This window comes from Acidovorax sp. 93, assembly GCF_003633835.1.
Lineage (GTDB): Bacteria > Pseudomonadota > Gammaproteobacteria > Burkholderiales > Burkholderiaceae_C > Acidovorax > Acidovorax facilis.
Window position 1 is genome coordinate 4,692,589 of the sequence record NZ_RBIT01000001.1, and the last position, 12,520, is coordinate 4,705,108.

Genomic DNA, 12,520 nt, shown 5'->3' on the forward strand with positions numbered 1-12,520 from the left:
ACCACGGTGACCGCCATGCACGACATCATCTGCCCCCACTGCAACAAGGCCTTCAAGGTGGACGAGACCGGCTACGCAGATATCCTCAAGCAGGTGCGCGACGCAGATTTCCATGCGCAGTTGCACGAGCGGCTGGAGCTGGCCGAGCAGGACAAGCGCAATGCGGTGGCGCTGGCGCAGGCCCAGGTGGCCAATGAGCTGCAGAAGGCGGCAGCCGCCAAGGATGCACAGATCCAAGCCCTGAAGGCGCAGTTGGATGCGGGCGCGGTGGAGCGCGACCTGGCGGTGGCGCACGCCCTGAGCGCGGTAGAAAAGCAGCGCGATGCGCTGGCCAATGAGCTGGAGCGTGCGCGGCAGGCGCAGCAGGCAGCGGACCAGTTGGCACAAGCGCGGCTGGCGCAGGAGCTGCAAGGTGTGGCTGCCCAAAAGGACGCGGAGATTCAGCAGCTGAAATCGCAGCTGGAAGCAGGCGAGGTGGTGCGCAGGCTGGCGGTGACCGAGGCAGTCACGGTGGTGGCGCGGGAGCGCGACGAGCTCAAGAACGACCTGAACCTGGTGGTGGTGAAAAAGCAGCTGGAGGAGGCCGCCATCAAGGAGCAGTTCGCCCTGCAGCTGCGCGACCGCGACGGCGAGATTGCGCGGCTGCGGGACATGAAGGCGCGCCTGTCGACCAAGATGGTGGGCGAGACGCTGGAGCAGCACTGCGAGACGGAGTTCAACCGCATCCGCGCCACGGCGTTTCCCCGCGCGTACTTTGAGAAGGACAACGACGCGCGCAGCGGCAGCAAGGGCGACTACATCTTTCGCGATGCGGACGAGGCGGGCAACGAGATCGTTTCGATCATGTTCGAGATGAAGAACGAGAGCGACGAGACGGCCACGAAGAAGCGCAACGAAGACTTCTTGAAAGAGCTGGACAAGGACCGCACTGAAAAGGGCTGCGAGTATGCGGTGCTGGTGTCGCTGCTGGAGCCCGAAAGCGAGCTGTACAACACCGGCATCGTGGACATGTTCTACCGCTACCCCAAGATGTACGTGGTGCGGCCGCAGTTCTTCATCCCCATCATCACGCTGCTGCGCAACGCTGCGATGAAGTCGCTGCAGTACAAGTCGGAGCTGGCGCTGGTGAAGGCACAGAACCTGGACATCACCAAGTTCGAATCGCAGCTGGAGGAGTTCAAGGGCGCGTTTGGGCGCAACTGGCGCCTGGCGTCAGACGGGTTTGAGGAGGCCGTGCGGCGCATTGACGAGGCCATCAAGGACCTGGAGAAGACCAAGGAGGCGCTGCACAAGTCGGCCAACAATTTGCGCCTGGCCAACGACAAGGCCGAAGACCTCACGATCAAGAAGCTGACCCGCGGCAACCCGACGATGGCGGCCAAGTTTGCAGAGCTCAAGCAGGTGGGGCTTTTGGACGGGGAGTGATGCAAGAGCATTGCGGCGCCAAACCTTGACCTCTGAGGTAATCGCCAAGCGGAGCGCCTTTTTCTACAGTGGTCCTTGCGGGTCGGTTGCCAGCGTAAAGCGGCATTGAAGACGCGCGCTGCGTCTGTGCATACACACCGAAACCGCAGCCAACCAACTCACTGAGAGACCAGAAAGGAGCCCCAGATATGTCTGCCTATGCCGTTGGCCTGTTGAGCAATCTGCAATTCGGCCCCGATATCGTCACCTACCTGCAGCGCATCGACGCGACCCTCACGCCTTATGGCGGGGCCTTCCTCGTGCATGGCACCCGGGCAGAGGTCAAGGAAGGCGTGTTCGATGGGAACTGCATCATCATCAGCTTCCCGGCCATGGCGCAGGCGCGTGCCTGGTACGAATCGCCAGCCTATGCCGAGCTGATTCCACTGCGTGCGCAGCACGCGCAATCCACGGTGTTTCTGCTGGATGGGGTGGCGGAACCGAACTACCGCGCAGAGTCCTTGCTGGCCAAGCTGGGGGTCAAGGCCTGAATGCTCCTCCGGGCACAGACACGGGCCCCGGGGCTACACCGTCACCGACGCCCCCGTCGCATAAAACTGCCCACCCGCCACGTAGTGCAGCGTACGCAGCGCATCGGGCGCGGTGTCGAACTCCCAGTGCCCGTGGCGGAACACGCGCTCGTCCGCCCAGGCGGCCACTACTTCGCCGATAAACAGGTCGTAGGTCTGCTGGTTGTGGGGCTCGGGGATGACGCGGCACAGCAGCCAGGCGGCGCAGCCCTGTACCAGCGGGGTGGCATGGCCAGGGGCGTGGAACAGCTCCACGCCGTGTTGCTGCAGTTTGTGGGGGTGGGTCTTGGCGCTGTCGGTGCCAAGGGCTACGGTCATCGCCGCCATGGGCAGGGTGGGCAACTGCAATGCGAACTCGCCACTGGCTTCCACCAGCTCGCGCGTGCGTGTCGCTTTGTCGAGCACCACCGTCACCTTGGGCGGTGCAAAGTCCAGCGCACAGGCCCACGATGCAGCCATCACGTTGTGCCGGCCCGCATGCTCTGCCGACACCAGCACCGTGGGGCCGTGGTTGAGCAGGCGGTAGGCCTTGTCGAGGGGGACGGGGGCGATGTGGGGGACTCGGGGCGAATGTAGTGGGCCGGGGTTGCTCATGATTTCATAGCTGGTGGCGCTTGTTGGATAAGCGGTAGATGGCATTTTGATCTGAAACCAGACTGCCGTGTGTGGCCGTGTCGCCAGCGTGCGCGCCGGGTGGGTGCAGGGCCGGTAACATCCCCGGGCCTATCAACCACTGCCCCCCGGGGGGCACTACGGAGACAAGAAGCTATGTTCAGTCATGTGATGGTCGGTGTGAACGATCTGGAGGTGTCCCGGAAGTTCTACGACGCGCTGCTCGGCACCATCGGTGTGCCCCCGGGTGTCGCCAACAAGAACCGGTATTTCTACCGGGGCCCCACCGGCACCTTCTGCATCAGCACCCCCATCAATGGCGAGCCCGCCACCTTTGCCAATGGCGGCACCATCGGCTTTGCCATGCAGTCGCCCGAGCAGGCCGATGCTTTCCACGCGGCCGGTGTGGCCAACGGTGGCACCACCTGCGAAGACCCACCGGGCTACCGCGAAGGCCCTGGCGGCAAGCTCTACCTGGCGTACCTGCGCGACCCGGACGGCAACAAGATCTGCGCGTTGCACCGCCCACCCAAGCCAGCGGCGTGACGGCCGGGCCGACCGGCTCAGCGCATCGGTTTTCTGATCTTCAAGCGGGCGTGTGTGCGCCGGGCCGACGCACGGCGCGCACCTTGCCGCTGCCGCCACCACCGCAGTAGAACAGCCCGGCCCCATCCGATTCGAGCCCGCTCACACCCACGCCTTGCGGCATATCGAGCTGCTGCAGCACGGCGCCGCTCGTGGGGTCGATGTGGCGCAGGGTGCTTTCTTCGCCCTCCCAGGTGCCGTGCCACAGCTCGCCGTCCACCCAGGTCACACCGGTCACAAACCGGTTGGATTCGATGGTGCGGCGGATCGCACCCGTGGACGGGTCGATCTGGTGGATCTTGCGGTCACGGTACTGGCCTACCCACAGGCTGCCTTCGGCCCAGGTCAGGCCTGAATCGTTGCCGCCGCCCGGTGCGGGGATGGTGGCCACTACCTGGCCCGTGGCGGGGTCGATCTTGTCGATGCGTGATTCAGCGATCTGGTACAGGTGCGTGCCGTCAAACGCCGTGCCTGCGTCGCACACCACGTTGAGCGTGCGGGTGGTGGCGCCGCTGGCCGGGTCAAAACCCACCAGGTGTTCGCCCGTGGCGGCCCACACCCGCTGGCCATCGTGCGTCACGCCGTGGATGGTGCTGGCGCCGCCAAAGGGGCCGTATTCGCGCACGACCTCGGCGGGCTGGCGGGCCGCAATGGGCAGGTGTTTGGTGGACGGCGGGGTGCCCGCCATGTCGCTGCTGCAGGCGGTGTCGTGGGTGGCGGTAGGGGTGGCTGTGGTCATCTCGGTAGCTCCTGAGGGTAGGTACCCGGTGCACGGCAAGGGCGCTGTGCGTTGGGCGGTGAAGCCACTTTAGGCAATCGGCTGCGCGGTGGGGAGTAACAAGATCGTCGTGAATCCCACCAGGGGCGCGGCCAGCCAGCGGCGTGCGCGGGCCTGGCCGATGGCGCGCACGCGGCCGGTAGCTTCCAGTTCAGCCAGTGCGCGTTGCACGGTGCGCTGGCTGTCGCCCAGGGCCAGCGCCAGGGCGGATGTGGACCATGCTGCGCCGTCGGCCAGCAGCGCCACCAGCGCGCCCTGCTCGCCCTCCACCGGCGGCGCCAGCACGGCCACAGTGCGTCCGCCGTGGGGCTGGAGCACAAAGCCGCGCGGCGTGGCCTCCACCCCGGCCAGCGGCGCGATGAGGGCGCGCAGGCGGCCGATTTCCACCCGCAGGCGGGCGCGGTGGGTTTCGTCGGGGTGGCGGGTGCGGAACACGTTGGCGATCAAGGCTTCGCGGTCCACGCCGCCCGGCCACGCGGTAGCCAGCGCGCGCACCAGCGCAAACAGCACAGGGCGGCGTGCCAGCGGGTGCCACACCTCGCCCGCGCGCACGCCGTGGCGACAGGCGTCCACGACCCACAGCGTGGGGGACGCCAGCAGCGCGGCCACGTCGTCCAGCCGCAGCGTGTGCTCGGCGCCATTCGCAAGGCAGCGCGCAGCGGGCTGTTCGAGCAACGCATGGGCCTGCGCCACCTCGGTCAGCAGCGCGGGCACGCCGGATTGGGCGGCAGCCTGTTGCGCGCGTTGCAGGGCGGTGCGTGCTGCGCCGATGTGCAGTGACCGCAGGGCCAGCTCTGCGGCGGCAAGTTCGGCCACCGCGACAAGGGAAGGGGGCAGTCGCGTTGTGGCGTCGGTGGTGGGAGTGCCTGCCAGTGCAGCCGATGCTTCGTCCAGCTTGCCCAGCAGGATCAGCGTGCGCGCTGCCACCAACCGTGCCTGCAGCGCATTGGCGATGTCACCGTGGGCCTGCAGCGTAGCCCCTGCCGACATCAGCGCCTGCGCTCGCCCGCCCAGGTCGCGTTGGGCCAGGGCCACCTCAGCCTCGGCCACCACGCAGCGGGCGCGGGCCACGGGCTCGTGCGCGCCAAAGCCGCGTGCGGCGCGGCGCAGCAGATCGCGGGCGCGCGGGTGCTCGCCCAGCTGGGCCATGGCAATGCCGCGCAGGGCCAGGGCCGGGGGGTCGTCGCGCAGGGCCACGCGCTGAAGGGCGGCCAGGGCGTCGCCTGCGGCCAGCGCGCGGGCGGCGGCGGAGATCAGCGAATCCATGGCGACAGACTAACCCAGCGTGCCTTTGGGATGGTGTGTGAGAACACGTGGTGGATACTTGGACGCTTCGCACGGTCGCACCATGGGTGGTGCGCATCCCACCAAAAGACACAAGGACCCGCCATTGAAATCCGCCAGCGCCACCACTTTTGACGAGGCCTACTACCAGCGCTTTTACTTCGACAAAAAGACCAGCGTGGTGGACCCGGCGCACATGGAGCGCCTGGGCACCTTCGTGTGCAGCTACCTCAAGTACCTGCGCGTGCCGGTGAACCGCGTCCTGGATGTGGGTTGCGGCATCGGGCTGTGGAAGGGCATCGTGGCGCAGCATTTTCCGCAGGCCAGCTACCAGGGCGTGGAGTTCAGCCCCTACCTGTGCGAGCGCTTTGGCTGGCAGCAGGGCTCGGTGGTGGACTATGCGGCCGATGCGCCGTATGACCTGGTCATCTGCCAGGGCGTACTGCCCTACCTGAGCCCGCCGGATTTGAAGGCCGCGCTGCTCAACCTGGGCCGTCTGACACAAGGCGCGCTGTATGTCGAGGCTGTGTCGCGCGAGGATTTTGAGAGCGACATCATCGACGAAGAGATCACCGACAACCGCGTGTTCCGCCACCGTGCCGAGCTGTACCGGCGCGGCCTGCGCGAAGGCGCCATCGAGCTGGGTGGCGGCGTGTGGCTCAGCCGCCGGGCCGAGCTGCCGCTGTTTGCGCTGGAGCAGGCGGGCGGGCAGTGACGGCGACCCCTGTGCCGCCGCCCCAGCCGCAGGCGGTGCCGCACCCGCCCCATGCGGTATCGCGCCTGCGCACCGAGCGCCTGGCCCGCAGCGCCAAGCCCTTCCTGGCCCGGGGCGGCCCCAAGGGCGAGCGCTGCACGGGCTGCCGCCTGGTGCCCAGCCACTGCATCTGCGCACTGCGCCCCGTGCTGCCCACGCGCGCGGGCATGTGCCTGCTGATGGCCGACATCGAACCGCTCAAGCCCAGCAACACCGGCTGGCTGATTGCCGATGTGGTGGCCGACACCTACGCGTTTGGCTGGGCGCGCACCGAGGTGCACCCCGACCTGCTGGCGCTGTTGGCCGACCCCCAGTGGCAGCCGTATGTGGTGTTTCCGGGTGAGTTTGTGGAGCCCGGGCGCGTGGTCACCCAGGTGGGCAGCACCGAGCCGACGGGCAAGCGCCCGCTGTTCATCCTGCTCGATGCCACCTGGCCCGAGGCGCGCAAGATGTTCCGCAAGAGCCCGTACCTGGACCGCCTGCCCGTGCTGAGCCTGCAGCCCGAGCAGCTCTCACGCTACCACCTGCGCCGCTCCACGCGCACGGACCATTTCTGCACCTCCGAGGTGGGCGCGCTGTGCCTGGAGCTGGCGGGCGAGCTGCAGGCCGCACAGGCGCTGGAGGCGTACCTGGACGTGTTCACCCACCACTACCTGCAGGCCAAGCACCAGCTGCCGCCGGACGTGAACGGGGCGGCGCACGCACGGCTCCGGCTTCTGGCGCAGGGCCGCGGCTGAGAGTCTGAGAGTCTTTTATCCATGCCCGCCTTGCACGCCGAAACGCCCCGGCTCGTCGTTGCGAATGCTCGCCATAGCCCGAGCTATGGCTGTGCTTTGCGCCTAGATCCGAGGCGTTTTCGCGTGCCTTTCGGGCTCGGCAAAAAAACTCTCAGCCTCTGAGCCATCGCCCCTCGGACTGCCGGGCCGCGTGCGTGCATGACCTGTTGCCCAAAAAGCATGCGCTGTTACCGCGTTGTTACAAGCGCTGCACCTGGCCCCCCGCAAAATTCGGCGCTGGCGCCACCACCTCTGGCGCGGCCCGTCTGTCCGGGAGGGGCAGGGGCCTGCACACCCAAAGCCAACCCGTTGGAGAACCATGAAAAACAAGACCCCCCTGTTGCTCGTCGCAACCCTCAGCCTGGCTGTCGCATCGCTGGCCCATGCCGGCAAGGCCGAGCGCGACTTTTTTGCTGCCGAGGTGGCCCCCGCGCTGAAAACCGCCGCCAGCACCCTCAAGCAATCGTGCGGCTGCGATGTGAAGATGGATGTGAAACAGGACAGCTTTCAGACCGTGGATCACCTGCGCCAGGTGCGCTACGCGGCCGGCACCATCGTGGACAACGCCCCGCGCTACTGCAACGATGCCCCTTCCAAGGCCGCAGTGTGCCAACTCAAGACCCTGGAATTTGCCCGCACCGGCACCACCGCTTTCAAGTTTGCCACAGGCAAGGGTGCGATCACTCTCGATGAAAGCTCGTACCCCAGCTGGGACATGCTGGCCGCCGAGCTGGACAAATAAGCGCAGACTCCTAGCCCCAAGCAGCGCCCCGACACCACTGTGCGTGGTGCGGGGCGTTGGTGTTTGTGGGCACCGTGAGGTGGCTGAACCGAGGTGCTGCTGTTGCGAACGAATCGCCGTTCCACGTGCCGGATAGCGTGCAACACCCCACTAGCGTGGGGTGGCACCCGCTGCCACGCGGCTTTGTACCGCCTTGGTGATGCCGTCTGGTTCCAGATACGGGCTGCAGGTCTGGTACAGCGCAAACTTCTTTTCTGCCGACGTACCAACCAGTTCGGCCGACACCTCGGGCGCTGATTTCTTGAGCGCGTCGATGTGGAAGTCGCCCTCGCCCGGGTGCAGTTCCACCGCTGCTTCCAGCATGGCCGCCGCAGCGGCGCGCATGCCTTCTTGCCGGGCTTTTGCCACGCTGAGCGACAGGCCGTTGAACACATTGCCGCAGCGGATCAGGTCGATGGCGACCGCCTTGCGTGCATCGGCCTGCGCAGGTGTCCCCATGCTGTGCGTGCCATCCAGGTAGGCCCACACGTCCAGGGGTGGGGTGCCGGGCGCGCACGCCCCCTGGTAGGTGCCGAAAAAGGCCTTCTTCATCATCTGCCGGCCCGCCGAGGTCTGCATGCCGCTGTCGATGACAAGCTGCTCGCCATCGGCGTGCACGGTGAACTGGTACAGGTGCGCGGCGCTGGCGCCTGCGGCCTGGGCAGGGGCGACGCAGCGGGCCTTCCAGGTCTCATGGCCGGGCATGGGTTGGTCAGACTCGCTGACCGTGCAGTCCATGCCGCGCTGCTGCATGGCGCTCTTCCAGGCGGGGGCCGTCAGGCTGGCCATGTGCTGCGCTGTCACGCACACCACGGCGGTGCTGCCCAAGGAGTCCGCATAGGCACCCTGGCGGAACCCGGCAGCCGCCGCAGGCTGCGAAACCGCAACGCCCCCGATCAGAAGCCCCGCCAACACGGCAGCGCGCGGGGCGGTGGCGGGGAGCGCAATGGCGAAGGGCATGGGGGGTGTCTCCGGGCGGCAGCGCCTGGTACGGCGCAAGAAAAAGAGAAGGCGGTGGAACGGCGGCGTGCCCAGGGGCGGCCCGTCATCACACTGAAAAGCCGTCGGATTGTCGTTCAAGGCCCTGGGCACGCCGTGCTCTTGTGGCCTTGCAACGACAATGGACCATTCCCCCTCTACCGCACTGACCCGATGAAAGCTCCCCCCCGCCTGCAGTCCCTCATTGAGGAAGGCCTGATCGACACCGTGGTCCGGCAGCTCATGAGCGGCAAGGAGGCCATGGTCTATGTGGTGCGCTGTGGTGATGAAACGCGCTGCGCCAAGATCTACAAAGAGGCCAACAACCGCAGCTTTCGGCAGGCGGTGGACTACACCGAAAACCGCAAGGTCAAGAACTCACGCTCGGCCCGCGCCATGGCCAAGGGCAGCAAGTTTGGCCGGCAAGAGCAAGAGGCCGCCTGGCAAAGCGCCGAGGTCGATGCGCTCTACCGCCTGGCCGCTGCCGGCGTGCGCGTGCCGCAGCCCTACAACTTTCATGACGGCGTGCTGCTGATGGAGCTGGTGACCGACGCCCACGGTGACGCCGCCCCGCGCCTGAACGATGTGAGCTTTACCCCCGAAGACGCGCGCACCCACCACGCCACGCTGGTGGCCGAGGTGGTGCGCATGCTGTGTGCGGGCGTGGTGCATGGTGACTTGTCGGAGTTCAACATCCTGCTGGCCCACCTGCCGGGCGCAGAAGGTGGAGAAGCCGGCCACGATGGCCCCGTCATCATCGACCTGCCCCAGGCCGTGGACGCTGCGGGCAACAACCACGCCCAGCGCATGCTGCTGCGCGACGTGGCCAACCTGCGCGACTTCTTCGGCCAGTTTGCCCCCGAGCTGCGCACCACCCAATACGGCCCCGAGATCTGGAGCCTGTACCAGAGCGGGCTGCTGAGCAACGAGACGCCGCTCACCGGCATCTATGCGCCCACGCATGCCGATGTGGACATGCAGGCTGTGCTGCGCGAGATCGACGACGCGCGCGACGAAGATGCAGCGCGCAGGCTGCGCATGGCGGCGGGCTGAGATTTCTTCACCGCGCTGCGCTGTGGCACCATCGCGCCCCTTTTTCTCTGCAGTTCGCTCGCCATGCCTTCCTTCCACATCCGCAACTTCTGCCCTGGCGACGAACCCGCGTTGCGCGCCGTTTTTCATGCCTCGGTGCATGGCCTTGCTTGCAAGGACTACACCGCCGAACAACTCGCCGCCTGGGCGCCGCTGCACCATGACGCTGCCCAGTGGGCCGAGCGCATGCGGGCCAACCAGCCCTTCATCGCGCAAGCAATAGACGGCGGGGCGATAGCTGGGTTTGCCGATCTGCAGGCCAGCGGCACCATCGACATGTTTTTTGTGGCCCCGGCGTTTGCAGGCCAGGGCGTGGCCCGGGCGCTGATGGCACACCTCCACGCGCAGGCGGCGCAGCGCGGGATCACCCGCTTGAACGCCCATGTGAGCCTGACGGCCGAGCCTTTTTTTGCCGCCCAGGGCTTCGCGGTGGAAGCGCGCCAGCAGGTGGAGCGCGCGGGTGTGGTGCTGCACAACGCGCGCATGGCCAAGGCGCTGGTGATGGGCTAAGGCAACTCCTGATTTGATAGCTGGTTACGCTTGCCTATCAAGCGCTAGATGCCAATTTGCCATGTGATTCAGCCACCAGGCTGTGTCTTTGCACCCGCAGGTGCCTTACAGTAGCCGCCCCGCAGCAGACAAACCCACCCACACCGGCCCACGACGGCTGACACCCCATGACCAAAGACCTGGCCCGACAGAACGAACTCAAACCCATGGCGCTGTGCGAGCCCTGCCAGGGCATCCAGCGCAACTGGCGCAAGGCGCCGGGCCACGCCGAGCTGGTGCAGCGCGGCAACCGCAAGGAAGACCGCGAGACGGGCTCCGTCACCATCACCCGCTATGTGTGCGACCGCTGCGGCACGGCGTGGGAGTATGAGAACGACAAGGGCAACCAGAAGGCAGGCTGGTCGGTGGTGGGGCGATAAGCAATCGCATCTCCATGGAGAGAGGTCCGCGCTTGTTGGATAAGCGCCAGCGGTCATTTTTGGTTCCAACCCATGGCTGCGAACGGCTTGCAGGGCTGTGCGAATGGATACACAGCCATGGCCCACAAATGGGGCACCTTTTCATCTAGTGCGTGTCACACAGGCCTATCAAGGAGATAGCCTCATGCTGCACCGCAGACGATTTCTGAGAACCACCGGCAGCGGCCTGGCCCTGGGCAGCGCCGCTTTGCTGCTGGCAGGGCGTGCCGCGTGGGCCCAGCCCAGCTACACCGTGCCGCTCGCGCAGCTGCAGGAGATGGTGGCCACGAAGTTCCCGCGCAGTGTGCCGGTGCAAGGCCTGTTCGATCTCACCCTGCAACCCCCGCGCCTGCGCCTGCTGCCTGAGGTCAATCGCCTGGGCGCCGTCATGGCGGTGGACGCGGCGGGCGCTGCGCTGCGGCGCAGCCACGCGGGCACGTTCGATGTGGAGTTTGCGTTGCGCTATGAAGCCAGTGACCGCACGCTGCGCGCCCACCAGATCCGGCTGGGGCGGCTGGATTTCCCCACGCTCAAACCGGCCGTCACCGAATTGATCAATGCCTATGCCCCCGTGCTGGCCGAACAATCCCTGCGCGAAGTCACCTTGCACCAGCTGCGCCCGCAGGACACGGCCATGTTCGACGGCTTGGGGCTGCAGCCCGGGCCCATCACGGTGACGGCCAAGGGACTCACCGTGGCGTTTGTGGGCAAGCAGCCATGACGCCCGCTGGGCACGGCCGCCTTCCATCGCCGCAGCGCCGGGGTTAACTCCCTTTCCCCTCGTGGGAGCGGGTGGGGGAGACGGGGCTTCGGGGGCGCCGCGCTTGTTCTCCCTCTCCCCGCCCTCTCCCACCAGGGCTGGGCCGAGGGTGGCGCAGGTTGCGCAGGTCTTTCTCGCGCAGGGGCTTGCGCTCAATCGCCCCGCACCCGCTGCGCAAACCCGCGCAGCGCGAACTGCTCCACCACAAAATCCACAAACACCCGCGTGCGCGCTGGCAGCAGCTTTTTGCTGGGGTAGTACAGCGATGTCGGCCCTGCATCCGCCCACCAGCCCGGCAGCACCCGCACCAGGTCGCCGCGCGCCAGCCAGGGCTGCGCAAACGGCATGGGCAGCACGGCCAGGCCCAGGCCCATCAGCGCGGCCTGGCACATGGCCTCGGGGTCGTCGAACACGATGCGGGGGCGGAACACCGCCGCTGCAGCGTCGCCCGCCTTGTTGCGCAGCGTGGTCACCGGCACGCGCCCCGTGCGGATGGCGCGGCGCGCAATGCCGTCCCACTGCGCCAGGTCTGCCGGGTGGCGCGGCGCCTTGCGGCCCTGCAGCAGCGCGGGGGCGGCCACCACCACCAGGTGGATCGGCCCCAGCGTGCGCGCCACCATGTCGGGGTTCAGGTTCAGGCCGCCGCCAATGCCGGCGTCAAAGCCCTCGCCGATCAGATCCACCTGGCGGTTCTCAAAGCGCCAGTCGGGCTGGATGGCCGGGTAGCGCTGCAAAAACTCGGTGAGCAGCGGCACGATGTAGGCACGGCCAAACGCCAGGCCCATGCTCACCTTGAGCGTGCCCGCAGGCTGCTGCTCGGCCTCGGCCGCGTGGTCCACCGCATCGGCCAGCGCGTTCAGCGGCGGGCTGATCTGCGCCAGCAGGCGCTGCCCGCCTTCGGTGAGCGTGAGGCGCCGCGTGCTGCGCTGGAACAGCCGCACGCCCAGGCCTGCTTCCAGACGCGCCACGTTCTTGCTCACGGCGGCAGGCGTCAGGCCCATGAGCCGCGCGGCGGCCGAGAAGCTGCCGCACTCGGCGGATTTGACGAACGATTCGAGGTGGCTCAGGGGTTGCATGGTTTGCATTTTCAACTGTAGGTTGAAATAGATCCAGCCCATTCATGGCTACCCGCAAAGCAATGTTTTTCTGAAACTGCAG

Annotated in this window: 15 protein-coding genes; 10 read left to right on the forward strand and 5 right to left on the reverse strand. The window is 67.0% G+C overall.

Annotated features, from left to right (window positions below; all coding sequences use genetic code 11):
- Positions 1 to 15 precede the first annotated feature (15 nt).
- Together C8C93_RS21345 and C8C93_RS21350 are read left to right on the forward strand one after the other, a co-directional pair.
- Entirely contained in the window at positions 16 to 1,425 is a 1,410-nt protein-coding gene (locus tag C8C93_RS21345) for a DUF2130 domain-containing protein (protein ID WP_121508924.1), read from the forward strand.
- Positions 1,426 to 1,613: 188 nt separating this feature from the next.
- Positions 1,614 to 1,955 (forward strand): DUF1330 domain-containing protein, encoded by a 342-nt coding sequence (locus tag C8C93_RS21350; protein WP_121508218.1) that lies wholly within the window; start codon positions 1,614 to 1,616, stop codon positions 1,953 to 1,955.
- Positions 1,956 to 1,988: 33 nt separating this feature from the next.
- Here the strand turns inward: C8C93_RS21350 and C8C93_RS21355 are convergent, their stop codons facing one another.
- Positions 1,989 to 2,588 (reverse strand): flavin reductase family protein, encoded by a 600-nt coding sequence (locus C8C93_RS21355; RefSeq protein ID WP_121508219.1) that lies wholly within the window; start codon positions 2,586 to 2,588, stop codon positions 1,989 to 1,991.
- Between the two features lie 174 nt (positions 2,589 to 2,762).
- Here C8C93_RS21355 and C8C93_RS21360 point away from each other — a divergent pair, with 174 nt between their 5' ends.
- On the forward strand, positions 2,763 to 3,152 hold the full coding sequence (locus C8C93_RS21360; RefSeq protein WP_055401124.1) for a VOC family protein: 390 nt from the start codon (positions 2,763 to 2,765) through the stop codon (positions 3,150 to 3,152).
- A 40-nt stretch (positions 3,153 to 3,192) separates the two neighbouring features.
- Here the strand turns inward: C8C93_RS21360 and C8C93_RS21365 are convergent, their stop codons facing one another.
- Both C8C93_RS21365 and C8C93_RS21370 read right to left on the reverse strand, forming a co-directional pair.
- A complete protein-coding gene (locus tag C8C93_RS21365; RefSeq protein ID WP_121508925.1) occupies positions 3,193 to 3,879 on the reverse strand; it encodes a hypothetical protein in 687 nt (228 codons plus the stop codon).
- Positions 3,880 to 3,999: 120 nt separating this feature from the next.
- Positions 4,000 to 5,235 (reverse strand): helix-turn-helix domain-containing protein, encoded by a 1,236-nt coding sequence (locus C8C93_RS21370; RefSeq protein WP_121508220.1) that lies wholly within the window; start codon positions 5,233 to 5,235, stop codon positions 4,000 to 4,002.
- 124 nt (positions 5,236 to 5,359) lie between these two features.
- On the opposite strand from C8C93_RS21370, the gene C8C93_RS21375 reads away from it, so the two are divergent.
- The 3 genes from C8C93_RS21375 to C8C93_RS21385 all read left to right on the forward strand — a co-directional run bounded on the left by C8C93_RS21375 (position 5,360) and on the right by C8C93_RS21385 (position 7,525).
- Positions 5,360 to 5,968 carry a class I SAM-dependent methyltransferase gene (locus tag C8C93_RS21375; protein WP_121508221.1) on the forward strand — a complete coding sequence of 203 codons (609 nt, stop codon included), beginning with the start codon at positions 5,360 to 5,362 and terminating at the stop codon, positions 5,966 to 5,968.
- Complete coding sequence (locus C8C93_RS21380; RefSeq protein WP_233559532.1) at positions 5,965 to 6,744, forward strand: tRNA-uridine aminocarboxypropyltransferase; 780 nt, start codon at positions 5,965 to 5,967, stop codon at positions 6,742 to 6,744. Before C8C93_RS21375 ends, C8C93_RS21380 begins: the two co-directional genes overlap by 4 nt.
- Positions 6,745 to 7,102: 358 nt before the next feature.
- Positions 7,103 to 7,525: a hypothetical protein gene (locus C8C93_RS21385; RefSeq protein ID WP_121508222.1), complete on the forward strand. Its 423-nt coding sequence runs from the start codon at positions 7,103 to 7,105 to the stop codon at positions 7,523 to 7,525.
- A 150-nt stretch (positions 7,526 to 7,675) separates the two neighbouring features.
- On the opposite strand, the gene C8C93_RS21390 is transcribed toward C8C93_RS21385, so the two are convergent.
- Positions 7,676 to 8,524: a hypothetical protein gene (locus tag C8C93_RS21390; protein WP_121508223.1), complete on the reverse strand. Its 849-nt coding sequence runs from the start codon at positions 8,522 to 8,524 to the stop codon at positions 7,676 to 7,678.
- Between the two features lie 192 nt (positions 8,525 to 8,716).
- On the opposite strand from C8C93_RS21390, the gene C8C93_RS21395 reads away from it, so the two are divergent.
- The 4 genes from C8C93_RS21395 (at position 8,717) to C8C93_RS21410 (ending at position 11,323) form a co-directional block, all read left to right on the forward strand.
- Positions 8,717 to 9,595 (forward strand): PA4780 family RIO1-like protein kinase, encoded by an 879-nt coding sequence (locus C8C93_RS21395; protein ID WP_121508224.1) that lies wholly within the window; start codon positions 8,717 to 8,719, stop codon positions 9,593 to 9,595.
- Positions 9,596 to 9,658: 63 nt separating this feature from the next.
- Entirely contained in the window at positions 9,659 to 10,144 is a 486-nt protein-coding gene (locus C8C93_RS21400) for a GNAT family N-acetyltransferase (RefSeq protein WP_121508225.1), read from the forward strand.
- A gap of 167 nt (positions 10,145 to 10,311) precedes the next feature.
- Complete coding sequence (locus tag C8C93_RS21405; RefSeq protein WP_055401112.1) at positions 10,312 to 10,563, forward strand: hypothetical protein; 252 nt, start codon at positions 10,312 to 10,314, stop codon at positions 10,561 to 10,563.
- Between the two features lie 184 nt (positions 10,564 to 10,747).
- Positions 10,748 to 11,323 (forward strand): DUF1439 domain-containing protein, encoded by a 576-nt coding sequence (locus C8C93_RS21410; RefSeq protein WP_121508226.1) that lies wholly within the window; start codon positions 10,748 to 10,750, stop codon positions 11,321 to 11,323.
- Positions 11,324 to 11,514: 191 nt separating this feature from the next.
- On the opposite strand, the gene C8C93_RS21415 is transcribed toward C8C93_RS21410, so the two are convergent.
- The gene (locus tag C8C93_RS21415; RefSeq protein WP_121508927.1) at positions 11,515 to 12,438 is read right to left on the reverse strand and encodes a LysR family transcriptional regulator; all 924 of its coding nucleotides are present in this window, start codon (positions 12,436 to 12,438) and stop codon (positions 11,515 to 11,517) included.
- Positions 12,439 to 12,520: the final 82 nt, after the last annotated feature.